Origin of the sequence: Paenarthrobacter sp. NPDC018779 (assembly GCF_044391085.1) — a bacterium.
Classification (GTDB): domain Bacteria; phylum Actinomycetota; class Actinomycetes; order Actinomycetales; family Micrococcaceae; genus Arthrobacter.
Genome location: NZ_JBIRZS010000003.1, coordinates 314,291 through 338,290, shown reverse-complemented (window position 1 = coordinate 338,290; position 24,000 = coordinate 314,291). Strand labels below are relative to the sequence as shown.

The window sequence follows — 24,000 nt, the reverse complement described above, 5'->3', positions numbered from 1 at the left end:
GAGATGATTGCATTTACTGCGGCGGAGATCGCCGACATCACCCATGGCCGCTTGACCGGAAGCGGGGACATCGTGCCCGCTTCCGTGGTCACCGATTCGAGGGAAGCAACCCAGGGTTCGCTCTATGTTGCCAAGCCCGGAGAGCACGCAGACGGCCATGACTTCGTCAACGCGGCGTTTGAGCGCGGCGCCGTCCTGGTCCTTGGCGAACGCGAAGTCACCGGACCGGACGGCAAGCCGTATCCCGCCGTCGTGGTTGACGATGCCGTGCTCGCCATGGGCGCCTTGGCTGCCGAAGCCGTCCGCCGCATCCGGGCCGAACGCGCCGGGCGTGGTGAGGACTTCACGGTCATCGGAATCACCGGTTCAGCTGGAAAAACCACCACCAAGGACCTCCTGGCCGGCATCCTGTCCCAGGCCGGGCCCACGGTGGCTCCGCAAGGTTCCTACAACGGAGAGGTGGGCGTTCCGCTCACTGTCTTCACCGCAACGGCGGACACCCGGTTCCTGGTCATCGAGATGGGGGCCACTGGCCTGGGCCACATCAAGTACCTCGCTGACATGGTGAAGCCGGACATCGGGGTGGTGCTGGTAGTGGGTACCGCCCACGCCGGCGAGTTCGGCGGCGTCGAAAACATCGCCAAGACCAAGGGGGAACTGGTCGAGGCGCTCGGCGAGAACGGCACTGCCGTCATCAACCTCGATGACGGCCGCGTGGCCGCCATGCGTTCACGGACCAAAGCCCACGTCCTGGGATTTACCTCCTCGCCGGCCACCACTGAAGAAGTGGAAGCCCGCAACGTGGTGGTGAATTCCGAGGGGCACCCGGACTTCCAGCTTGTACTGCCCGACGGCGGTCCGGCCGTCGAGGTGCGGAGCAAGCTCATCGGTGGACACCACATCACCAACCTCCTCGCCGCTGCGTCCGCGGCATTTGCGGCGGGCATTCCGGCCGCCGACATTGCGGCGTCACTCAGCTCACAGTCGGCCGCCAGCCGGTGGCGGATGGAGCGGACAGAACGTCCCGATGGCGTCACCATCATCAACGACGCCTACAACGCCAACCCGGAGTCCATGCGTGCCGCCCTGCGGACGCTGGCTGACCTGGGCCAAGGACGCCGCACCTGGGCGGTCCTGGGTGCCATGCTCGAGTTGGGGGAGGACTCCATCCGCGAGCACACAGCCGTTGGCACGCAGGTAGTCCGGCTGAACATCTCGCGTCTGGTAGTGGTGGGCCGCGAAGCCCGCGCCCTGTACGTCTCCGCCATCCAGGAAGGCTCCTGGGGAGACGAATGCTCGTTCACCGAAACCGCGGACGAAGCCTACGAGCTGCTGCAACGGGAACTCCAACCCGGCGACCTCGTCCTGTTCAAGTCCTCCAACGGCGTTGGGCTGCGGCACTTGGGCGATCGGATAGCATTACCCCCACGGGCCGAGCCCACCGGGGAAGAAGCGGCAAACAACGCCGCAAGCGAAGGGAACGAGCTGCTGTGATTGCACTTTTGATCGGCGCCGGCGTCGCCCTCTTGGTGGCCCTCATAGGCACGCCCCTGTTCATCCGGTTCCTGGTGGCCAAGAGCTATGGCCAGTTCATCCGCGACGACGGACCAACCTCGCACCATACAAAGCGCGGTACGCCCACCATGGGTGGCACCGTGGTGGTGGCGGCAGTCCTGGTGAGCTACTTCGTCACGCACCTGATCATGTGGCTGATGAACCCGCGGTCACCGGGACCGTCCGCGTCGGGGTTGCTTCTGCTGTTCCTCATGGTGGGCATGGGCTTCGTGGGATTCCTGGACGACTTCATCAAGATCTCCAATAAACGCAGCCTCGGACTGAACGCACGTGCCAAGCTGATCCTGCAGGCCGCCATCGGCATCATCTTCGCGATCCTGGTGCTTCAGTTCCCGAACGAGGACGGGCTCCGGCCGGCCTCCACCCAGATTTCCCTGGTGCGTGACATCCCCTGGCTGGACCTTGCCTTCGCCGGTTCAGTGGTGGGTGCAATCCTCTTCATCATCTGGTCCAACCTGATCATCACTGCCGCTACCAACGGCGTGAACCTCACCGACGGGCTCGATGGCCTCGCAGCTGGCGCGTCCATCATGGTCTTTGGTGCCTACACCATCATGGGTATCTGGCAGAACAACCAGGCCTGCGGGTCCCCCCGGGAAGCAGGGAGCGGCTGCTACCAGGTGCGCGACCCCATGGACCTCGCCCTCCTTGCCGCGATCCTCAGTGCGGCCCTGGTGGGTTTCCTGTGGTGGAACACCTCGCCCGCCAAGATCTTCATGGGGGACACCGGCTCGCTGGCGATCGGTGGTGCCGTAGCCGGCTTCGCCATCCTCTCCCGCACGGAACTGCTCCTGGCTTTCATCGGCGGCCTCTTCGTGCTGATCACGCTGTCCGTGATCATCCAGGTGGGTTTCTTCAGGTTGTCCGGTGGCAAACGCGTCTTCAAGATGGCACCGCTGCAACACCACTTTGAACTCAAGGGCTGGGCGGAAGTGACGGTGGTGGTCAGGTTCTGGATCCTGGCCGGCCTGTTCGTCGCTGCAGGCCTGGGTATTTTCTACGCTGAATGGGTGGTGCTGCTGTGAACCACAGCCCCGAAACAACGCAAGCGGTCAACGAGCGGCTCAAGGACCTCACCACCTGGGATTCGGCCTGGAGCGGGCTTCGCGTCGTGGTCACCGGCATCGGCGTTTCAGGATTCGCCGCTGCGGATACGCTGATCGAACTCGGTGCCCGCGTTGTGGTGGTGGATGCCGCCACTTCGGCGAAAGCCAAGGCACAGGCCGATACGCTGAAGATCGTCGGGGCCGTGGACGTGCTCCTGGGCGAAGACGCCGTCAGCGTCCTGCCGTTGATCGACGGTGAAAAGCCAGAGCTTGTGGTCACCTCCCCGGGATGGCGGCCCGACCAAGCATTGTTGGCTGCAGCCAAACGCAAACACATCCCGGTCTGGGGCGATGTGGAACTGGCATGGCGCCTCCGGGTGCGCGAGGGCCGGAAAACGGCGGACTGGCTCGCGATTACGGGAACCAACGGCAAAACCACCACGGTGGGGATGACCGAGTCGATGCTGCAGGCCGCAGGGCTCAAGGCCATTGCCGTGGGAAACGTGGGCACGCCCATCCTGGACGCCTTGCGTGATCCCGTGGAGTACGACGCCTTTGCCGTGGAACTGTCCAGTTTCCAGCTGCACTGGAGCCACTCACTCTCACCTGTGGCCAGTGTTTGCCTCAACGTCGCCGAGGACCATGTGGATTGGCATGGTTCCTACGAGTCCTACCTTGCGGACAAGGCCAAGGTGTATGAGAACACCCGGATAGCCGCCATCTACAACGCCGAGCAAATCGAAACCGAGCGCATGGTGGAGAATGCCGACGTCGTGGAGGGGTGCCGGGCAGTCGCGTTCACCACCAACACGCCGTCCATCAGCATGGTGGGCGTGGTGGAGGGCCTTCTCGTGGACCGGGCTTTCATCCCGGAACGGAAGGACTCGGCCGCGGAACTCGCTGCCATGTCCGACCTTGGGCCGGTGGCTCCGCGCCACATGGTGGCCAATGCATTGGCAGCTGCCGCACTGGTCCGTGCATATGGCGTTGAGCCGTCCGCGGTCAAGCAAGGGCTGATCAACTTCCTGCCGGGCGCGCACCGGATCCAGGCCGTTGCAAAACACAACGATGTCCTGTGGATCAACGACTCCAAGGCCACCAATCCTCATGCCGCCGCCGCGGCGCTCTCCGCTTTCCACAACGTGGTCTGGATTGCGGGCGGCCTGTCCAAGGGAGTCAACTACGACGACCTCGTCAAGGATCAGGCAACTCGCCTGAAGGCAGTCGTGCTGATTGGCACGGACACGGAGGCGCTTGAAGGCTCCCTCAGGCGACACGCACCCGATGTCCCCGTAATAGCGCAACCGAAGGGCGAAACTGAAAAGGTGGAGACCGCAGCCGCCTCACCGATTTTTGGTGAGACCATCATGGCCCAGGCCGTGGCATCGGCGGCGGGTGTGGCACAGCCCGGGGACACCGTCCTCATGGCACCCGCCGCAGCCTCCATGGATCAGTTCTCTTCCTACGCTCACCGTGGCGATGCTTTCATCCAGGCAGTCCGCGAGCTCGTGGAAGGGCAGGCACAGACCACCGAGGAGTAGCAATGGTCAGCACGCCCACCCGTAGCCGCGGCGACGCCGGCGGCACCGGGAAAGCCAAGACCCCCAGGGCTCCCGGCCAACAATCCACGGGACTCCGCGGACACCTCCGGAAATTCTGGGAGGGCCTGGAAGGCAAGAGCAAGGCTCCCAACAGCTCCACGTACTACCTCATTCTTGGCTGTGCCATGGCGTTGACGGCAATCGGCGTGATGATGGTGTTGTCGGCCTCCAGTGTCGAAGCCATCTCGGAAGGCAAGTCTCCGTATGCCGATGCCTTGAAGCAGGCGATGTTCGGCGTTGTGGGGCTGGTGGCCATGTACGTCATTTCCCGGACCAACGTGAGCTGGATGAAGAAGCTGTCGTGGTGGGGACTCGGCGGGGTCGTGGTCCTGCTGATCGCTGTCCAGGTCTTTGGGCGCAGCACACTGGGTAACCAGAACTGGCTGGACATCGGTGGGATCAGCATCCAGCCCTCGGAAATTTCCAAACTGGTGCTGTGCGTGTGGATCGCCGCGGTTCTGGCGCGCAAGGAAAAGTACCTGGACCGCTGGCTGCACGTCATCATCCCGGTTGTTCCGGGGGCCGGTTTGGTTCTTGGCTTGATCCTCATCGGCAACGACCTTGGCACGGCGATAGTGGTCATGGCCATCATCGCGGCCGGACTCTACTTTGGTGGCGTTCCCGGCAGGATGCTGGCGATCGCGGGCGCCGTCGGTGCCATCGGTGCCACGGCGATGACCGTGATCAGCCCCAACCGCATGTGCCGTGTGACAGCCTGGCTGGGAGTCGCGGGTGATTCCTGTACGGCGGACTCGGACTTCAGCTACCAATCCACCAACGGCATGTACGGACTTGCGCAAGGCAGTTGGACCGGGCTGGGCCTGGGCCAGAGCCGGCAGAAGTACAACTGGCTCCCCGAAGCCCACAACGACTTCATTTTTGCCATCATCGGCGAAGAACTGGGGCTGGTGGGGACCACTGTGGTGCTGGTCCTTTTCGCTATCCTGGGCATCGCGATCTTCCGCGTGGTGGTCCGCCAGACCGACCCGTTCCAGCGCACGCTCGCGGGTGGCATCATGGTGTGGCTGCTCGGCCAGGCCAGTATGAACATGGCGGTGGTCACGCAGCTGCTTCCTGTGATCGGTGTCCCTCTGCCGTTCATCTCTGCGGGTGGCTCGGCGCTGGTCATGTCCCTGTGCGGCGTCGGCGTAGTGTTGTCCTTGGCCCGTGGTCAGTTGCCCCCGCAGCAGAGGCCGCGCCTCCTGCCACGACGAACACCCAAATCCGCACGAAAGCGTACCCGTACTTCATGACTCCTGACTCGCCCCGGTCCAGCAGGCCGCTGTCCGTCGTTCTCGCCGGAGGCGGTACAGCCGGACACATCAGTCCGCTCCTTGCCATTGCGGACGCCATCAAGGCCAAGCGCCAGGACGCCGCGATCCTGGCGGTAGGTACGCCGTCGGGCATGGAAACCCGGCTGATCCCGGCGGCGGGCTACGAGCTGGCCACCATTGACCGGGTGCCGTTTCCCCGTCGTCCGTCCTTGGACCTGCTTAAGCTGCCCGGGCGCTTGTCCGGTGCCGTCAGGCAGGCCGGCCGCATCCTCGACGACGCGAAGGCGGACGTGCTTGTGGGCGTGGGCGGCTACGTGTGCACACCTATGTACCTGGCCGCCCGCAAACGCCGCATCCCGATCGTGATCCACGAGGCCAACATGAAGGCCGGGCTCGCCAACCGTGTCGGTGCCCGTTTCAGCGACCATGTGGCGGTGGCCTTCGCTGGAACCAAGCTGCGGGGCGCCCGCCATGTGGGCATGCCCATGCGCCGGGCCATATCAGGATTGGACCGCGCCTCGGCAGCCCCTGCCGCCAAGGAACTGCTCGGCCTGGATGCCGACCGGCCGGCACTCATCGTTACTGGTGGATCGTCGGGCGCAGCCAGCATCAACCGTTCCGTGGCGGCCGCCCTCCCCGCATTCGCCGCAGCAGGAATCCAGACGCTGCACATCACTGGAACAGGGAAGGCCATCCACGACGCCGACGGCGGCCTGCTCGCCGCCGAGGGATACCGGCAAGTCGAGTACGTGGATGGGATGGAGAATGTCTACGCCGCCGCCGACGTGCTCCTGGCGCGGGCCGGAGCTGCGACCGTCAGCGAAGTGGCGGCGGTGGGAGTACCCGCTGTCTTTGTTCCTTTGCCGATCGGCAACGGGGAGCAGGCCTTGAACGCTGCAGCTTTGGTGGAAGCGGGCGGTGCGCTCCTCGTCGAGGACAAAGCACTGACTCCCCACTGGTTGGAGACCCGGCTGGTGCCCCTGCTGTCCGACCGGCAGCGATTGGAAACCATGGCCCGGACCTCGGAGCACCTTGGTATTAGAAACGCCGATCAGCGCATGGCTGATCTTGTCCTGGAAGCGGTAGCCGCATGACCCACTCTCTCCACGCACTCGAGTCCCTTGGCCGCGTCCATTTCATCGGGATAGGCGGAGTGGGCATGTCTGCCGTGGCCCGGATCATGGTGGCCAGTGGCGTGCCCGTGAGTGGCAGCGATGCCAAGGACCTCCCGGTCATGCATGACCTTGCGGCCGCGGGGGCGCGCATCAACGTGGGCTATGAGGCCGGCCACGTGGGCGATGCCCAGACAGTCGTAGCCGGCTCCGCGATCCGCGACGACAACCCGGAGCTCGCCGCTGCCCGGCAGGCGGGCCTTCCCGTCCTTCACCGTTCGGAAGCGCTGGCTGCCACGATGGCGGGCCACAAGGTAGTGACCGTCGCCGGAACGCACGGTAAATCGACAACCACCTCCATGGTTGCCGTTTTGCTGAAGGAAGCTGGTTTCGACCCCACATTCGCCATCGGCGCGAATGTGCCGTCCCTCGGGGTCAACGCCGCGCGTGGCTCTTCGGACATCTTCGTGGCCGAGGCCGACGAATCGGATGGTTCCTTCCTGAACTACCGCCCCCTGATCGCCGTCGTGACCAACGTCGAGGCGGACCACCTGGACCACTACGGAACGGCGGAGGCCGTCTTCGCTTCCTTTGACGCTTTTGCCGCGCTCTTGCCGCCGGAAGGCCTCCTGCTGGCCTGCGCGGACGATCCCGGCGCCAAGGCACTTGCCGAACGTACCGCCGCCAGCGGAACCACCCGGGTACTTACTTACGGAACAGCGGACGACGCCGGTATCCGCCTTAAGGACGACGGAACCGGAAACGTTTCGATCGCCGTCGACGGTGCCAGCCACGGAGTGCACCTGCAGGTGCCTGGCCGGCACAACGCCCTGAATGCGGCCGCAGCCTTTGGTGTCGCGCTCGAACTTGGTGTGGAGCCGGCGGCCGCTGCTGCTGCCCTGGGGCACTTCACGGGTGCCTCGCGGCGCTTCGAATTCAAAGGAGAGGGCAGGGGAGTGCGGGTCTACGATGACTATGCACACCACCCGACCGAGGTCCGAGCGGCCCTGTCGGCTGCAAGGTCCGTAGCCGGTAACAACAAAGTGCATGTCCTGTTCCAACCGCACCTGTTCTCCAGGACCCGGGAATTCGCTGCCGATTTTGCCGGAGCCCTGGACCTGGCGGACACCGCCCTGGTGTTGGACATCTACCCTGCCCGCGAAGATCCGATTCCCGGTGTGACGAGCGCGCTCATCGCGGACAAGCTCTCGAGCGGCCGCCTGGTGGCGGCGGCCGATGCCGTCTCTGCCCTCGTTTCGGGCGCAGGGGACGGGGATGTTGTCCTGACAGTGGGGGCGGGGGACGTTACCTCCTACGGACCCGCGATCGTGGAGGCACTGGATGGCTAGTACCCGCAGGCCAACTTTCAAACCCGGAAGCGACGCCCAGCGCGCTGCACCGGGATCTCCGGCCACCGGGCAGCAGGACCCGGGCGTCATCAGTGCCGAGCGCGCAGTGGAGCCTGCGGTGAGTGCTGCCACTGGAAAAGCCGCGCCGGCCCCGAAGACCTCCCCGAAGGGCAAAGCTGTTCGGAGCGGCAAACGCGGTGACAAGGCGGGCCCGGCATCCGGCCAGATGGCCGAGCCGGGAAACGTCATTGCCTTTCCGGAACCGAAGCGCCGGCGGGTCAGGCGCCACGTCCTCTGGACCCTTTTGGGGGTCCTGGCCATTGTTGCCTTGGTGGTTGGTGGCGCCGTCTTCTCGCCGGCCTTGGCAGTCCGGACCATCACGGTGGACGGGACCAAGCTCCTGACGCCGGATGCGGTTCGGACTGCGCTGGCCAAGGTCCAGGGCAAACCGCTTCCCCAGGTCACCGAGCAGGAAGTGGGCGAACTGCTCAAGCCGTTGGTGCAGGTGCGTTCGGCCACCATCGAGGCCCGGCCCCCGTCCGAACTCCTGGTGCACGTGGAAGAGCGTGTACCGGTGGCCCTGTTGAAACAGGGGGAATCTTTCGTCCTGGTCGACGTGGACGGCGTGCAGCTCGGAGCCACGCAGGACCAGTCGGCGGTCGCGCTCCCACTGATTGATGCGGGTGCCGGGGCCGGCAACACGGCTCTCTTCAAATCGATCGCCGCCGTCCTGAACACTCTGCCGGCAGATGTGCTGGCCAAAATGTCCACGGCATCGGCTGCTTCGCCGGACGCGGTGGAGCTAAAATTGGTGGACGGAAAGACGGTAGTGTGGGGCAATGCCGAGGACAGGGAACTGAAGGCGAAGGCGCTTGAGGCTTTGTTGAAGATGCCGCCCGATCCCAAGGTGCCCGTGAGCGTCTATGACGTCAGCGTGCCGCGGCACCCGTTCACAAAATAGCTGTTTCACAAAGTAACCCAGCGGCCGGAAGGGCCTTATTTCTGCTGAATCAAGCGACACGCGCAAGCGGTCATTGCATGAGTGAAGCAGAGCAAATACCGTCGCTGTAGAGTTACTTGACATAACTATAACCTTCAACTAGAGGGTTAAGGTCCAAGGATTCACGTTGGACTCGATCAGTTTCGCAATAGGACACAAGCAAGGGGCACGAAACGTGGCAGCACCGCAGAATTACTTGGCCGTCATCAAGGTCGTCGGCATCGGCGGCGGTGGCGTGAATGCAGTCAACCGGATGATCGAAGTGGGCCTTCGCGGGGTCGAGTTCATCGCCATCAACACTGACGCGCAGGCGCTGCTCATGAGCGATGCCGACGTCAAGCTTGACGTTGGACGCGAACTCACCCGTGGCCTCGGCGCAGGTGCCAACCCTGAGGTTGGCAAGCAGGCCGCCGAGGATCACGCCGACGAGATCGAAGAGGTCCTTCGCGGCGCAGACATGGTCTTCGTCACGGCGGGCGAAGGCGGCGGGACCGGCACTGGCGGCGCCCCCGTGGTGGCCCGCATCGCCCGTTCGCTTGGCGCCCTGACCATCGGCGTTGTTACCCGCCCGTTCACGTTCGAAGGCCGCCGCCGTGCAGGTTCTGCCGAGGCCGGTATCGATGCCTTGCGCGATGAAGTCGACACCTTGATCGTCATCCCCAACGACCGGCTCCTCTCCATCAGCGACCGCAACGTCTCCGTCCTGGACGCTTTCCGCTCAGCTGACCAGGTGCTCCTTTCGGGTGTCCAGGGCATCACTGACCTCATCACCACTCCCGGCTTGATCAACCTTGACTTCGCCGACGTGAAGTCCGTGATGCAGGGTGCGGGTTCGGCCCTCATGGGCATTGGCTCCGCCCGCGGCGAAGACCGGGCAGTCAAGGCAGCGGAGCTTGCCATCGCCTCGCCGCTCCTTGAGGCCTCCATCGACGGTGCCCACGGCGTCCTGCTGTCCATCCAGGGTGGCTCGGACCTCGGCCTCTTCGAAATCAACGAGGCCGCCCGGTTGGTCCAGGAAGTGGCCCACCCGGAGGCGAACATCATCTTCGGTGCCGTGATCGACGACGCCCTGGGCGACGAAGCCCGGGTTACCGTCATTGCTGCCGGCTTCGACGACGTGAAGGCTACCTCGCCGTCCATGGACCAGTCTCGGCCCGCACAGAACCCGGTGCCGGCCGACCGTCCGGCTGCACCTTCGGCGGCCCCGGCCAGCGCGGCAGCACCACAGCACGCCACGGCCGGAGTTGGTGCTGCAAGCCTCAGCAACTGGGGACAGCAGCGTCCCGCGGCCCTGCCTGCCGATTCGGGCTTCGACGTGGACCTTCCGGCCGTCGTCGAACCGGACCTGTCCGGCAACCGTTCGGACGACCTCGACGTTCCCGACTTCCTTAAGTAAGCACCGGGAGTCAACGCCAGGTGTTTTGGTGGCGCAATGAAGTACGTCCCGGTGTCTCCGTCGCCTTCACGGACGTGGGTGCCGGGAACCTGGCACTGCATGTAGGGGATGATCCGGGAGACGTGGAAGAGCGTCGGATCCGCCTGGAGGCAGCAGCCAACCCGGGCGGACCACGCTTCCAGTACATGAACCAGGTGCATGGGAATGACGTCGCCGTAGTCACGGCTTATGGTCCCGGCCCCACAGCCGACGCCATGGTATCGGTAGCCGGGGCCGGGCCTGCACAGCCCTTGGCGGTCATGGTTGCCGACTGCGTACCGGTCGTACTCCTGGGTGAGTCGGATTCGGACGATCCTGTGCTCGCTGTTGCCCACGCGGGAAGGCCTGGAGTTGCCGCTGCCGTTGTGCCTGCCACCGTCGAGCACATGCGCCGCAACGGTGCCCGCGCCATCGAAGCCTGGTTGGGGCCGTCGATTTGTGGGAAATGCTATGAAGTCCCGGAGGACCTTCGCGCCGACGTTGGGCGGCTTGCGCCGGCCAGTTGGTCGGAAACGTCCTGGGGGACCCCTGCCCTGGACCTTCCTGCTGCTGTCCGGGCGCAATTGGCGGACCTTGGAGTGGTGGTCAGGTACTCGGGTGGGTGCACTTTGGAGAACGAGGCCCTTTTCTCATACCGGCGGGATTCCCGAACCGGTCGATTCGCAGGTTTGGTGTGGACCCATGACAAGCTTTGAGCCCGCTGCCACTGTTCCGCCTTCCGCGCCTGACGACCGCAGTTTGGTCCTCGCCCGGCGCCTGGAGTCGGTGGCACAACGGATTGATGCAGCCACCGCCGCAGCCGGACGCACAGACCGGCCCCGGTTGATCGTGGTCACCAAGTTCCACCCGGCGGCGGATGTCCGCAGGCTGGCGGCGCTCGGCGTCCGGGATGTTGGTGAGAACCGGGACCAGGAAGCTTCTGCCAAGGCCGCTGAGTTGACTGACCTGGACCTTGACTGGCACTTCATTGGCCAACTCCAAAGCAACAAAGCCAAGTCGGTGGCCAAGTACGCAAGCTCCGTCCAGTCCATTGACCGGATCCAGTTGGTGTCCGCCCTCGAAAAAGCGGTTGCCAGGGAGCGGGAGGCTACCGGTCGGGCTGACCTTGAGTGCTTTATCCAAGTCAGCCTTGAGGACGACGCCGGAGCCCACCGTGGTGGCGCGCGTCCAAGCGACGTAGATGCCATAGCGGAAGCCATTGGCCAGTCCGCTGGACTAAGGCTCGCCGGCCTCATGGCTGTCGCGCCCCTGGGGGCGGAACCCGAACCGGCGTTCGAAAGGCTGGCAGCAATCTCGGCCCAACTGAGGGCCCAGCATCCGAAAGCGGCAGCGATCTCGGCGGGGATGAGCCAGGATCTTGAATCCGCCATCAAATTCGGAGCGACACACCTGAGAATAGGCTCCGATATTCTCGGTTCACGTCCAGCCGTGGGGTAGCGTCAAAGTATTGGAATGACGGGCCGGGGTTCCAACTACGTCAGGTCATGGCGGCCCGCCTACTGCAGAAACGATAGGAGTGCACCATGGCTGGCGCTCTGCGCAAGACAATGATCTATCTTGGGCTCGCCGACGGCGATGAACACTACGAATCTGAGCAGGCCGTCGCGCACCACGAAGAAGAACGCCCCCAGCCGCAGGAACGGGAAGAGCGCCGAGCTCCTGCCCCGGTCCGGGAAGTTGTCCGTGAAATGCCCACAGTTGACGCCGAAGAGGAATACCGCGCACCCGTGACACCCATCAAGCGTGCGGCCTCCAGCCGCGAAGATGCCTCCGGCTTGAGGCAGATCACCACCGTCCATCCCCGTTCCTACAATGACGCCAAGCTCATTGGTGAGAGCTTCAGGGATGGCATCCCTGTCATCATGAACGTCACTGACATGGGGGAGGCGGACGCCAAGCGGCTGGTCGACTTCTCCGCCGGTCTGGTGTTTGGCTTGCATGGCAGCATCGAGCGGGTCACCAACAAGGTGTTCCTCCTCTCGCCGTCGTATGTGGAAGTCATCGGCGATGACAAGAAGGCCAGCGAATCGCAGGCGAGCTTCTTCAACCAGAGCTGAGAACGATCTTTATTTTTAGATGCCAGGCGGGTCATCCCGCCTGGCATCTGTGTTGCAATAGTAGGGACCGATCGGCATTCCGGAACAAGTGGGAGATCTGAGCTAACTCGTGGGCATTGTTTTCGGCCTTATCTATATTGTGTTGTTGCTGTTTTTCATTGCTCTGATCATCAGGTTGATCTTTGAATGGGTGCAGATGTTCGCCCGTCAGTGGCGGCCCCGTGGTGTGGCTTTGGTAACAGCGCATGTGGTGTATTCCGTGACGGACCCGCCGCTGAAGCGCTTGAGGAGGCTCATCCCTCCCTTGCAACTTGGTGGAATCTCGCTGGACTTGGGGTTCCTGATCCTGATAATCGCCGTTAGCATCGCCATGGCGGTGACCAACGGCCTGGCCTAGCAGCAAGCGGAGCCGTATGTCCTAATGGAACCGGCCCGTAAATTCGCCAAATCAACACGATGGTGTTGAATTGGAGGAACAAGATGATATTTAGGTACCGTAGTTTTGAACGGCCGGAAGGCCTACTGACTAACTAGACCAACGAGGTGACCAGATGGCTTTGACGCCAGAAGACGTTGTCAACAAGCGCTTTCAGCCGACTAAGTTCCGCGAAGGCTACGACCAGGACGAGGTGGATGACTTCCTCGACGAGATCGTGGTTGAACTGCGTCGCCTGAACCAGGAGAACGACGAGCTCCGCAAGAAGCTCGGCGAAGCTGGTTCGGCCACGCCTGCGGCAACTGCAGCGGCCCCGGTCGTCGAGAAGGTTCCGGCTCCGGCCAAGGCGGACAAGGAAGCAGAAGCGAAGGCTGAGGCGGAAGCCAAGGCTGCCGAAGCCGCCAAGAAGAAGGAAGCAGAGCAGGCTGCCGCCGCCGCTGCGGCCGCTGAAGCTGCCAAGGCCCCGGCTCCCGCCGCAAACACCCACACTGCCTCGGCGGAGTCTGCTGCAGGCCTGCTGGCCATGGCACAGCAGATGCACGACAAGCACGTGGCGGACGGTGCCCAGCAGAAGGACAAGATCATTGCCGAGGCCCAGATCGAGGCCTCCAGCTTGGTCAACGACGCACAGGAGAAGTCCCGCAAGATCCTCGGCGCCCTCGAGCAGCAGCGCTCTGTGCTTGAGCGCAAGGTTGAGCAGCTCCGTGGCTTCGAGCGCGACTACCGCTCCCGCCTGAAGGCCTACATCGAGGGCCAGCTGCGCGACCTCGACGCCCGTGGTTCCGTCGCCGCCCCTGAGGTTGGCGAAGCAACCGCTGACGTTTAGCAAGTATTCTGAAAGCCGGTGGCTGAGGACTCCTCGGCCACCGGCTTTTGCTGTTAAGGCCTTGGCAGCTCCCGCATGGTTCACGAATGAAAGCCTTATGACCGACGACATCACTGACGGCGCATCGCAGCCGGCTCCTTCTGTCCAGCGCAAGTGGCGCCCCGCCATGCTCTGGCTCTTTGCGGGCTGTGCAGCGTTTGCCTACACCTTTGACCAGCTCACCAAGCTCTGGGTCACCAGCACCATGACCGAGGGCGAGCGGATTCCCGTGCTTCCGCCCCTCCTGCACTGGTACTACATCAGGAACTCGGGAGCCGCCTTCTCCATTGGCGAGAACGTCACCTGGATCTTCACGATCGTCATGGCCGTGGTCTCCGTGGCCATCCTGTTCCAGCTCCGCAAGCTGGGGTCGGCGTGGTGGGCGCTGTCCCTCGGACTGCTCCTTGGTGGCGCGTTGGGGAACCTCACCGACCGCCTTTTCCGTGAACCATCGTTCGCCATGGGGCACGTGGTGGACTTTATCCAACTGCCGAATTTTGCGATCTTCAACATTGCCGACTCCGCGGTGGTCTCCGGTGTCGTCATTATCTGCCTCCTGACCTTGCGGGGAATCGGCATGGATGGCAAGCGGCACGTTGCCGAGCCAAAGCCCGCCAAGGGCGGGACGGGGGAGCCTGCCGGTGAGTGACTCGGTGGTTGTGCCGGAAGAACTGGCTGGCGCCAGGGCGGACGCCGGCCTGGCCAGGCTGTTGGACATTTCCCGTTCCGCCGCAGCCCTCCTGATAGCCGAAGGACATGTCACCAGTGGCGGAACGGCGCTGGGCAAGTCCGCAAAGCTGGTTGCCGGCGCTGTGCTGGATGTAGTGGTTCCGGAGCGCCGGGATCCCCTGGAAGTGGTGGAGGAAGTTGTGGAAGGCCTGAAGATCCTGCTGGATGACGAGGATTTCGTCGTCATCGACAAGCCGGTGGGGGTTGCTGCGCATCCCTCACCCGGGTGGGTGGGCCCCACAGTGGTAGGGGGACTGGCCGGCGCCGGCTATCGGATTTCCACGTCGGGGGCACCGGAGCGGGCGGGTATTGTCCACAGGCTCGACGTCGGTACTTCAGGCGTCATGGTTGTCGCCAAGACAGAGCATGCTTACGCGCTGCTGAAGCGGGCCTTCAAGGAACGCACAGTGGACAAGGTCTATCACGCCGTGGTCCAGGGCCTTCCGGATCCGCTGGAGGGCACCATCGATGCTCCGATCGGCCGGCACCCTGGGCACGACTGGCGTTTTGCCGTGGTGGAGGACGGCCGGCCCTCCGTGACCCACTACGAGGTGCTTGAAGCGTTCGGCAAGGCCACTCTGGTGGAAGTCCACCTGGAAACGGGCCGAACCCATCAGATCCGCGTGCACTTTTCCGCCCTCCGGCATCCTTGCGCGGGCGACCTCACCTACGGAGCAGATCCGCGGCTGGCTGCCACCCTTGGCCTGACCAGGCAATGGCTGCACGCCCGTCAATTGGGCTTCACGCATCCCCGTACAGGGGAATGGACAGTGGTTACCAGCGACTATCCTGCGGACCTGCAGTACGCCCTGGACCTGCTGGCCAGCGGCGCTGCCTGAGCGTCCGGCTGCGCGCCCGGTCCGACCCTGCCTCCCGGTGATGCCCGTGCTTGGACGGTAGACTGTCCGGGTGACTTCCAGCAATGATTCGTTCGTCCACCTGCATACCCATACCGAATACTCCATGCTGGATGGAGCAGCCCGGCTGGGTGAGCTGTTCGATGAAACGGAACGGTTGGGCATGCCTGCCCTGGCGACGACGGACCACGGTTACCTCTTCGGGGCCTTCGATTTTTGGCGCAAAGCCACGGACAAGGGCATTAAGCCGATCATCGGCGTTGAAGCCTATGTGACGCCGGGAACTGCGCGCGGAGACAAGGAACGCGTCCGTTGGGGCGAGGAGAGCCAGCGCAAGGACGATGTCTCCGGTGGTGGCTCCTATACGCACATGACCCTGCTGAGCTACAACAACGTTGGCATGCGGAACCTGTTCCGGGCTTCCTCCATTGCCTCGCTGGACTCCGTGTTCGGCAAGTGGCCCCGGCTGGACCGCGAACTCCTGAACACCTATTCGGAAGGACTCATTGCCACGACGGGCTGCCCGTCAGGTGAGGTCCAGACCCGGCTGCGCCTTGGCCAGTACCGCGAAGCGGTTGAGGCCGCCGCGGAGTTCCGTGACATCTTCGGGGCCGAGAACTACTTTTGCGAGCTGATGGACCATGGCCTGGACATCGAGCGCCGGGTCACCGGGGACCTCCTCCGCCTGGCGAAGGAACTGAAGCTGCCGCTGGTTGCCACCAACGACCTTCACTACACCCACGAACACGATGCCAAAGCCCATGAGGCACTGCTCGCCATCCAGTCGGGTTCCACGCTCCTGGAGCCCACGTACGACAACGGCGGCTCCAGGTTCGCCTTCTCCGGGAGCGGCTACTACCTGAAGTCGCCGCAGGAGATGCGCGAGCTCTTCCGCGACCACCCCGAGGCGTGCGACAACACCCTCCTGATCGCCGAGCGTTGCGACGTGTCCTTCAACACGGACGCCAACTTCATGCCGCGGTTCCCCTGCCCTCCGGGCGAAGACGAGACGTCCTGGCTGGTGAAGGAGGTGGACAAGGGCCTCGCTTACCGTTACCCGCAGGGCATACCGGACAACGTCCGCAAGCAGGCCGACTATGAGCTCGAAGTCATTACGTCCATGGGCTTCCCGGGATACTTCCTGGTGGTTGCCGACTTCATCAACTGGGCCAAGAACAACGGAATCCGCGTGGGTCCCGGCCGTGGTTCCGGCGCCGGCTCCATGGTGGCCTACGCCATGCGTATTACGGACCTGGACCCGCTGCGGCACGGCCTGATCTTCGAACGGTTCCTCAACCCTGACCGCGTGTCCATGCCCGACTTCGACGTCGACTTCGATGATCGGCGCCGTTCGGAAGTCATCGATTACGTGACCAGGAAGTACGGCGACGAGCGCGTGGCCATGATCGTCACGTACGGCACCATCAAGACCAAGCAGGCGTTGAAGGACTCTTCGCGCGTGCTCGGCTACCCCTTCAGCATGGGTGAGCAATTGACCAAGGCGCTTCCGCCTGCCGTCATGGCCAAGGACATCCCGCTGGCCGACATCCAAAACCCTGAGGCGAAGCGGTACAGTGAAGCGGGCGACTTCCGCCAGCTCGTCGCCACCGATCCCGAGGCCGCCAAGGTCTTCGAAACGGCCTTGGGCATTGAAGGACTGAAGCGTCAGTGGGGCGTCCACGCAGCCGGCGTCATCATGTCCTCGGACCCGATCATCGACGTGATTCCCATCATGCGCCGTTTCCAGGACGGCCAGGTCATTACCCAGTTCGACTATCCGACGTCCGAAGGCCTTGGCCTGATCAAGATGGACTTCCTGGGTCTTCGAAACCTGACGATCATTTCGGATGCCCTCGAGAACATCAAGATGAACCGGGACATCGACCTGGACCTCGAAAACCTCGAACTCGACGACGCGGCATCCTATGAGCTCCTGGCGCGCGGCGATACCTTGGGCGTGTTCCAGCTCGACGGCGGTCCCATGCGTTCGCTGCTCAAGCTGATGAAGCCTGACAACTTCGAAGACATCTCCGCCGTGCTCGCGCTGTATCGGCCCGGTCCCATGGGCGCCAACGCCCACACGGACTATGCGCTCCGCAAGAACGGCATCCAGGATGTCATCCCCATCCACCCGGAACTGGCAGAGCCGCTGCAGGACATCCTTGGTGGCACCTTCGGCCTGATTGTCTACCAGGAACAGGTCATGGCCGTGGCCCAGAAGCTGGCAGGCTACTCCCTGGGCCAAGCAGACATCCTGCGCCGTGCCATGGGCAAGAAGAAGAAGTCCGAACTGGACAAGCAGTTCGCCGGCTTCTCGCAAGGCATGCAGGACAACGGCTACTCGCAGGAGGCTGTCAAGACTCTTTGGGACATCCTCCTTCCCTTCTCGGACTACGCCTTCAACAAGGCCCACTCGGCCGCGTACGGTGTCATCTCCTACTGGACGGCGTACCTGAAGGCCCATTACGCGCCCGAGTACATGGCCGCCCTGTTGACCTCCGTGGGTGACGACAAGGACAAGTCGGCCATCTACCTCAACGAATGCCGCCGCATGGGCATCACGGTGCTGCCGCCGGATGTCAACGAGTCGTCGCTGAACTTCACCCCAGTGGGCCAGGACATCCGCTTCGGAATGGGCGCCATCCGCAACGTGGGCGTCAACGTCGTGGACGCCATGGTTTCGGCCCGGGCCACGGAGGGCGCGTACACCTCGTTCAAGGACTTCCTGATGAAGGTCCCAGCGATTGTGTGCAACAAGCGGACCATCGAATCCCTGATCAAAGCCGGGGCGTTCGACTCCCTCGGACACCACCGTCGTGCCCTGGCCATGATCCATGAAGAGGCCATCGACTCCGTCATCACGCTCAAACGCAACGAAGCGATCGGCCAATTCGACCTTTTTGCCGGGTTCGAGGACCAGGAGCCGGAAGCTTCGCTCAGCACGGAGATACCGGATCTTCCCGAATGGGAGAAGAAGGACAAACTCTCCTTCGAACGCGACATGCTGGGACTTTACGTTTCGGACCACCCGTTGCAGGGGCTGGAAGGCGTTCTCAGCCAGCACGCGGAAATGTCCATTACGTCCATCATTGCCGAGGACGGACCGCACGACGGCGCCATTGTCACCATCGCGGGCATGATCACCTCGCTCAGCCGGCGCATTGCCAAAGCCAGTGGCAACGCGTACGCCCGTGCAGAAATCGAGGACCTTGGCGGCTCGATGGAAGTGATGTTCTTCGGGCAGGTCTACGGGCCCATCGCTTCGGTGCTGGCCGAGGACCTGATCGTGGTGGTCAAGGGAAGGCTCCAGCGCCGCGACGACGGTGCGGTCACACTGAACTGCATGGAACTCTCCGTGCCGGACCTGAGCGAGAGTGTCAACGGACCCGTGGTCATCACCATTCCGACGTTCAAGGCTACGGAGACGGTGGTGACGGACCTGCGTGATGTCCTCAGGACCCACAGGGGGAACTCGGAAGTCAGGCTCAAACTGATGGGCGACACCAAGGTGGAAGTCATGGGACTCCCTGTCCACTTGCGGGTCAACCCCAGTCCATCCCTCTTTGGGGACCTGAAGGTCCTCCTGGGGCCGGCCTGCCTGGACAACTAGGCGTGGCCGGGGCCTAGATTTCGTAGTCCAGGGGTGCTGGCTTGCTGTAACTGCCGCTGTGGTAAAGCAGGGGAGTGCCGTCATCGCCCACCTGGCCGTCCACCACCTCCACGACAACCACGGCGTTGTTCTCGAAGGAGAGCCGCATCTGGATCTTTCCCACGAGCCATCCCGTGACGTCCTTCAGGATGGGGACTTCGTGGGGGCCCGGTTCCCAGTGGTCGCCTTCGAACCGGTCCCGGGTGCGGGCGAAGCGGTCGGCCAGGGCTTGGTTTTCCAGGCCCAGCATGTGGACGCCTATGTAATTGGCGTTTGCCACTGCCGGCCATGAGCTGGAGCTTCGGGCCATGTTGAACGTGAAGCGCGGCGGTTCGGCAGACAACGACGCCACGGAGGTTGCCGTAAAGCCGAAGGGCCTTCCGTCGAGATTTGCCGTAATAATGGCCACTCCGGCGGCATGGCGGCGGAACATTTCCCTGAAGGTCTGTTCGAAACCGGGTGTTGCACTTCCCACGTTGGTCTTGTCTCCTGCGCTGGTGCTGGGCGGGCATCTCCCATCAGGGTATTCCCCGGAGGGGCCGTGGTGACCTTTTTCATGAGCCAGCATGAACCTTTGTTAATGTGAGTTGCATGACCGAGCCCGCAGTCCACGTTGCTGCCGCCCCAGAAGCAGCCCCCACTCGCCCCCCAATGCAGGCCAAGGAGCTGTTGTGGCTTGCCGTTCCCGGCCTCTCGGGCGTTGTCCTGGGCCTCTTGTGGTGGGTAATGGCTCCGGGTGGGTTGAACATCTTGTCCGGCAATCCCGCGTTGGCCAATCCCTCGAATCCCGATTCCTGGCTGCCCAGGGACCTCGTCCTTGCCGCCCTGATGCTTATCGCGGGCTGCGCTGTGGGATTGGTGCTGGATGGCAAACTGCAGAGAAACGGGGCTGGCCGACGCCTGGGCTTTGCCTTGGCAGGAGGAGCGATCGGCGCTGGCCTGTCATGGTTGGCAGGACTTCTTGCGGCAATGCTCTGGGGCATGGCGCCGGATCCTTCGCTTGGCCCTGAGTACGGCTTCACCCTCCGTTCGTATGCGGTCCTCCTGTTGTGGCCCGGAGCCACCGCCTTCATGACGTTTGTCCTGGCCTTGTTCGGGGTTCTTTCCGGGAAGCCCGTAAAATAGGCGGGTGACCACTCCTTCGGATACTGCTTCCCCCGCCACTGATTCCCTGAACTTCCGCACCATCGACTTCCGCGGCCGCCGGCTCTCCCTTGCGGAGTTGCGGGCCGCTGTTCCGCGGGCGCAGCACCAGACGTTGGCAGACGCGGAGCACAAGGTCCTGGACATCATCGCGGATGTGCGCCGCCGCGGCTTCGCCGCACTGGGCGACCTCGCACGGAATTTCGACGGCGTTGAGCAGTCGCACCCGCGGGTTCCGGCAGAGGCCATTGCCAAGGCCCTGGCGGAGCTCGATCCCGCTGTCCGCGCTGCCTTGGAAGAGTCCATCAACCGGGCCCGCCAGTTTGCCGAGCGCCAGCGGCCGGCCAACGTGGACGTGAGCCTGGCCGATGGCGCGGTGGTCAGCCAGAACTGGATTCCGGTGGGCAGGGTGGGGCTCTACGTGCCGGGCGGTTTGGCCCCGCTGGCCTCGTCCGTGATCATGAACGTCGTCCCGGCGGTTGCTGCAGGCGTGCAGTCGATTGCCTTGGCATCGCCGCCCCAGAAGGACTTCGGCGGCCTCCCGCACCCCACCATCCTGGCTGCTGCATCCCTGCTCGGCATTGAGGAGGTGTATGCAATCGGTGGAGCCCAGGCAATCGTTTCATTTGCGTACGGCATCCCGGGCGACGGGGCGGAACAACCTATTGAGCCCGTCGACGTTGTGACCGGTCCTGGAAACATCTTCGTGGCCACTGCCAAGCGCCTGGTCAAGGGTGTGGTGGGCATCGATTCCGAGGCCGGCACCACCGAAATTGCCATCCTTGCCGATTCTAGCGCCCAGCCGCCGCTGGTGGCGGCGGACCTCCTGAGCCAAGCCGAGCACGACCCCAAAGCGGCGTCCGTCTTGGTGACTGACTCCCCGGAACTGGCCGACGCCGTCGTGCTTGAACTGGGCCGCCAGGCTGCAGCGACCAAGCACAGCGCCCGGGTGTTCGAGGCTCTTTCGGGGCCGCAGTCCGGTGTGGTGTTGGTTGATGACCTGGAACAGGGAATCGCCGTGTGCAACGCCTACGCGGCGGAACATCTGGAAATCATGACGGCGGATGCGTCCGCCGTTGCGGGGCGCATCCGCAACGCCGGCGCCATCTTCGTGGGCGACTATAGCCCTGTGAGCCTGGGGGACTATTGCGCAGGCTCCAACCACGTGCTGCCTACCAGTGGCACCGCAGCTTTTTCCTCGGGGCTCAATGTGACCACCTTCCTGCGGGCTGTCCAGGTCATCAACTACGACCGGTCGGCCCTGGAACAGGTCAGCAGCCACATCGTCAGCCTGTCCGGCGCGGAGGATCTCCCGGGGCACGGTGACGCGGTGAAGATCCGCTTCGCCTAAGCCCCAACCACTACATATGCGGGTAGCCACCACTACATATAGTAATTACACGCTTGTCATTAGCTGGCGCCCGAACGTAAACTGGTGCCGGAAGTGAATCTTCCGGCACCTTTTGCGTTCCCGCGCCGGGTGTCAGGCAACGGAAACCATCAGGGAGGCCCAACGTGTATTGTCCGTTCTGCCGGAATCCTGATTCCCGCGTGGTGGACAGCCGCATGGCTGACGACGGCTCATCGATCCGCCGCAGGCGCCAATGCCCGGAATGCGGCCGGCGCTTCACCACAGTGGAAACCACCAGCTTGTCCGTGATCAAGCGTTCGGGAGTCGGTGAACCGTTCAGCCGCATCAAGGTGATCAGTGGTGTCCGCAAGGCCTGCCAAGGGCGCCCTGTCACCGAGGACGACCTCGCCATGCTGGCGCAGGAGGTCGAAGAGAACATCCGCTCGTCGGGTGCGGCCGAGATTGATGCCCACGAGGTTGGCCTGGCCATTCTGGGGCCGCTGCGCAAGCTGGACGAAGTGGCCTACCTCAGGTTCGCGAGCGTGTACCAGGCCTTCGAGTCCCTCGAAGATTTCGAATCGGCCATCTCCTTGCTTCGCCATGAAGCTGAGGCGCACGTGAAGCCGTCCACCAAAGGAACCAAAGGCTCCGAGAAGAGCCAACTCTGACTCCGGTGGTGGCAGCGGAGGGGAAGCCGCAGCCACCACCGGCACCATTCCCGGACCAAGAGCGGCCCGGTCTGGCGTCGAAACGCTGGTCTGCTATTTGGCCAGCTTGTGATGGAGGGCCACTTCGAGGGCCGCGCCCACGATCCCGGCATCATTCTTCAACTTTGCCGTGACAATCTCCGTGCGCAGTTCCAAGTGCGGGAAGTACTCGTCGGATCGCTTGGAGATGCCACCGCCGATGATGAAGAGCTCAGGCGAGAACAAGAATTCGACGTGCTGCAGGTAGCGGTTCAGGAGCACCCCGTATTCATCCCAGCTCAGGCCATCCCGTTCGCGGGCCACTGCCGAGGCCTTCGTTTCAGCGTCGAAGCCATCCACTTCCAGGTGCCCAAGTTCGGCATTGGGAACCAATTGGCCGTTGAAGATGAATGCCGAGCCGATGCCCGTACCGAGGGTGATGACCAGGACAGTACCGTCAACGCCTTCGCCTGCGCCGTAGCGTGCCTCGGCGAGGCCGGCAGCGTCGGCGTCGTTGATGACCTCGACCGGACGGCCAAGCCGTTCCGTGAACTTCTTGTCAATGTCGGTGTCCAGCCAGGATTTGTCCACGTTGGCGGCCGAGTGGACCACACCGTGCTGGATAATGCCGGGAAAAGTGACGCCGATGGGAGAGTCTGCCGCGGGCGCATCGGGACGGTTGGAAAGTTCTTCCACGATTTCGGCCACGACCTCGGCCACTGCCTCGGGTGTGGCCGGCTGTGGCGTCGGAACGCGGAAGCGGTCGCCGATCAGTTTGCCCTTCTTGAGGTCGACAATGCCGCCCTTGATACCGGTACCGCCGATGTCGATTCCGATCAGCGGAGCGTTCTTGTGGGTCTTCTCATCCTTTTTGGACAATTCAATTCCGTTCATGGCAGGAGGGTTGGACATGGCGCAGCCACAGGGCGGCGTGCCCCTTCCGGAGGGTTCAGGGAAGGGTAAGGATTTCCGCGCCGGCCTCGGTGACCAGCAGGGTGTGTTCGAATTGGGCCGTACGTTTGTGGTCCCTGGTGACGACGGTCCAGTCGTCGGCCCACATGTCCCATTCGATGGTGCCGAGTGTCAGCATGGGCTCGATGGTGAACACCATGCCGGTCTCGATCACCGTGTTGTACGCCGGAGCGGCATCGTAGTGCGGAATGATGAGGCCCGTGTGAAAGGCCTCTCCGACGCCGTGACCGGTGAAGTCCCGGACCACGCCGTAGCCGAATCGCTTGGCATACGATTCGATGGCGCGGCCGATGACATTGATTTCGCGGCCCGGGGCCACGGCCTTGATGGCCCGGTTGAGCGACTCCTGCGTACGCTCAACCAGCAAACGGGACTCTTCGTCCACGTCGCCAACCAGGAAAGTGTAATTCGTGTCTCCGTGCACGCCGTTGATGAAGGCCGTGATGTCGATGTTGAGGATGTCGCCGTCCTGCACCACCGTGGAATCGGGGATGCCGTGGCAGATCACCTCGTTCAGTGAGGAGCACAGTGATTTGGGAAAGCCGCGGTAGCCCAACGTGGACGGGTACGCATGGTGGTCCAGTAGGTACTCGTGCCCCACCTTGTCCAGTTGGTCCGTGGTCACCCCCGGCCGGATGTGTTTTCCGACCTCCACGATCGCCTGGGCGGCGATCTTGCCCGCAACCCTGATCTTCTCGATGGTTTCCGCGGACTTGACCTCCGAACCGGTGAACTTGGCCGGGGCCTTCTTGCCGACGTACTCAGGACGGGCAATCGACCCGGGGACAGCCAGCTCGGGGCTGATGGTTCCGGGGGACAGCGTGCCGATGGGTGCGGTGGAGACTGGAGAAGGCATAGATTGA

22 protein-coding genes are annotated in these 24,000 nt (G+C 63.5%); 19 read left to right on the top strand and 3 right to left on the bottom strand.

The window, feature by feature from the left end; all coding sequences use genetic code 11:
- Window positions 1–3 precede the first annotated feature (3 nt).
- The 16 genes from murF (at window position 4) to dnaE (ending at window position 18,946) form a co-directional block, all read left to right on the top strand.
- Window positions 4–1,494, top strand: a complete 1,491-nt coding sequence (gene murF, locus ACH488_RS06010; protein WP_397322891.1) for a UDP-N-acetylmuramoyl-tripeptide--D-alanyl-D-alanine ligase — start codon at window positions 4–6, stop codon at window positions 1,492–1,494.
- Complete coding sequence (gene mraY / locus ACH488_RS06005; RefSeq protein WP_397322890.1) at window positions 1,491–2,600, top strand: phospho-N-acetylmuramoyl-pentapeptide-transferase; 1,110 nt, start codon at window positions 1,491–1,493, stop codon at window positions 2,598–2,600. The genes murF and mraY overlap by 4 nt, the downstream gene beginning before the upstream one ends.
- Window positions 2,582–4,162 (top strand): UDP-N-acetylmuramoyl-L-alanine--D-glutamate ligase, encoded by a 1,581-nt coding sequence (gene murD, locus ACH488_RS06000; protein WP_397322888.1) that lies wholly within the window; start codon window positions 2,582–2,584, stop codon window positions 4,160–4,162. Before mraY ends, murD begins: the two co-directional genes overlap by 19 nt.
- Before the next feature lie 2 nt (window positions 4,163–4,164).
- Complete coding sequence (ftsW, locus tag ACH488_RS05995) at window positions 4,165–5,475, top strand: putative lipid II flippase FtsW (RefSeq protein WP_397322887.1); 1,311 nt, start codon at window positions 4,165–4,167, stop codon at window positions 5,473–5,475.
- A complete protein-coding gene (murG, locus tag ACH488_RS05990) occupies window positions 5,472–6,590 on the top strand; it encodes an undecaprenyldiphospho-muramoylpentapeptide beta-N-acetylglucosaminyltransferase (protein ID WP_397322886.1) in 1,119 nt (372 codons plus the stop codon). Before ftsW ends, murG begins: the two co-directional genes overlap by 4 nt.
- Window positions 6,587–7,957 (top strand): UDP-N-acetylmuramate--L-alanine ligase, encoded by a 1,371-nt coding sequence (gene murC, locus ACH488_RS05985; protein WP_397322885.1) that lies wholly within the window; start codon window positions 6,587–6,589, stop codon window positions 7,955–7,957. The genes murG and murC overlap by 4 nt, the downstream gene beginning before the upstream one ends.
- Window positions 7,950–8,918 carry an FtsQ-type POTRA domain-containing protein gene (locus tag ACH488_RS05980; protein WP_397322884.1) on the top strand — a complete coding sequence of 323 codons (969 nt, stop codon included), beginning with the start codon at window positions 7,950–7,952 and terminating at the stop codon, window positions 8,916–8,918. The genes murC and ACH488_RS05980 overlap by 8 nt, the downstream gene beginning before the upstream one ends.
- A 214-nt stretch (window positions 8,919–9,132) precedes the next feature.
- The gene (ftsZ, locus tag ACH488_RS05975; protein WP_397322882.1) at window positions 9,133–10,353 is read left to right on the top strand and encodes a cell division protein FtsZ; all 1,221 of its coding nucleotides are present in this window, start codon (window positions 9,133–9,135) and stop codon (window positions 10,351–10,353) included.
- A 20-nt stretch (window positions 10,354–10,373) separates the two neighbouring features.
- Window positions 10,374–11,087, top strand: coding sequence for a polyphenol oxidase family protein (locus ACH488_RS05970; RefSeq protein ID WP_397322881.1), 714 nt, complete (start codon window positions 10,374–10,376; stop codon window positions 11,085–11,087).
- Window positions 11,074–11,829, top strand: coding sequence for a YggS family pyridoxal phosphate-dependent enzyme (locus ACH488_RS05965; RefSeq protein WP_397322880.1), 756 nt, complete (start codon window positions 11,074–11,076; stop codon window positions 11,827–11,829). The genes ACH488_RS05970 and ACH488_RS05965 overlap by 14 nt, the downstream gene beginning before the upstream one ends.
- 86 nt (window positions 11,830–11,915) lie before the next feature.
- Window positions 11,916–12,449 carry a cell division protein SepF gene (locus ACH488_RS05960; protein ID WP_397322879.1) on the top strand — a complete coding sequence of 178 codons (534 nt, stop codon included), beginning with the start codon at window positions 11,916–11,918 and terminating at the stop codon, window positions 12,447–12,449.
- Between the two features lie 109 nt (window positions 12,450–12,558).
- Window positions 12,559–12,846, top strand: coding sequence for a YggT family protein (locus tag ACH488_RS05955; RefSeq protein WP_397322878.1), 288 nt, complete (start codon window positions 12,559–12,561; stop codon window positions 12,844–12,846).
- A gap of 154 nt (window positions 12,847–13,000) precedes the next feature.
- Window positions 13,001–13,711 carry a DivIVA domain-containing protein gene (locus ACH488_RS05950; RefSeq protein ID WP_397322877.1) on the top strand — a complete coding sequence of 237 codons (711 nt, stop codon included), beginning with the start codon at window positions 13,001–13,003 and terminating at the stop codon, window positions 13,709–13,711.
- 97 nt (window positions 13,712–13,808) lie between these two features.
- The gene (lspA, locus tag ACH488_RS05945) at window positions 13,809–14,399 is read left to right on the top strand and encodes a signal peptidase II (RefSeq protein ID WP_397322876.1); all 591 of its coding nucleotides are present in this window, start codon (window positions 13,809–13,811) and stop codon (window positions 14,397–14,399) included.
- Window positions 14,392–15,318 (top strand): RluA family pseudouridine synthase, encoded by a 927-nt coding sequence (locus ACH488_RS05940; protein ID WP_397322875.1) that lies wholly within the window; start codon window positions 14,392–14,394, stop codon window positions 15,316–15,318. The genes lspA and ACH488_RS05940 overlap by 8 nt, the downstream gene beginning before the upstream one ends.
- Before the next feature lie 70 nt (window positions 15,319–15,388).
- Window positions 15,389–18,946: a DNA polymerase III subunit alpha gene (gene dnaE / locus ACH488_RS05935; protein ID WP_397322873.1), complete on the top strand. Its 3,558-nt coding sequence runs from the start codon at window positions 15,389–15,391 to the stop codon at window positions 18,944–18,946.
- Window positions 18,947–18,959: 13 nt separating this feature from the next.
- On the opposite strand, the gene ACH488_RS05930 is transcribed toward dnaE, so the two are convergent.
- Window positions 18,960–19,418 (bottom strand): flavin reductase family protein, encoded by a 459-nt coding sequence (locus ACH488_RS05930; RefSeq protein ID WP_397322962.1) that lies wholly within the window; start codon window positions 19,416–19,418, stop codon window positions 18,960–18,962.
- A 158-nt stretch (window positions 19,419–19,576) separates the two neighbouring features.
- Here ACH488_RS05930 and ACH488_RS05925 point away from each other — a divergent pair, with 158 nt between their 5' ends.
- From ACH488_RS05925 to nrdR, 3 genes are all read left to right on the top strand, one after another.
- Entirely contained in the window at window positions 19,577–20,110 is a 534-nt protein-coding gene (locus tag ACH488_RS05925) for a hypothetical protein (protein WP_397322872.1), read from the top strand.
- Between the two features lie 4 nt (window positions 20,111–20,114).
- Window positions 20,115–21,479, top strand: coding sequence for a histidinol dehydrogenase (gene hisD, locus ACH488_RS05920; RefSeq protein ID WP_397322871.1), 1,365 nt, complete (start codon window positions 20,115–20,117; stop codon window positions 21,477–21,479).
- A 164-nt stretch (window positions 21,480–21,643) separates the two neighbouring features.
- Window positions 21,644–22,147 carry a transcriptional regulator NrdR gene (nrdR, locus tag ACH488_RS05915; RefSeq protein ID WP_397322870.1) on the top strand — a complete coding sequence of 168 codons (504 nt, stop codon included), beginning with the start codon at window positions 21,644–21,646 and terminating at the stop codon, window positions 22,145–22,147.
- Between the two features lie 93 nt (window positions 22,148–22,240).
- On the opposite strand, the gene ppgK is transcribed toward nrdR, so the two are convergent.
- Both ppgK and map read right to left on the bottom strand, forming a co-directional pair.
- Window positions 22,241–23,044 (bottom strand): polyphosphate--glucose phosphotransferase, encoded by an 804-nt coding sequence (ppgK, locus tag ACH488_RS05910; RefSeq protein ID WP_397322960.1) that lies wholly within the window; start codon window positions 23,042–23,044, stop codon window positions 22,241–22,243.
- A 70-nt stretch (window positions 23,045–23,114) separates the two neighbouring features.
- Entirely contained in the window at window positions 23,115–23,993 is an 879-nt protein-coding gene (map, locus tag ACH488_RS05905; RefSeq protein WP_397322868.1) for a type I methionyl aminopeptidase, read from the bottom strand.
- Between the last annotated feature and the right edge of the window lie 7 nt (window positions 23,994–24,000).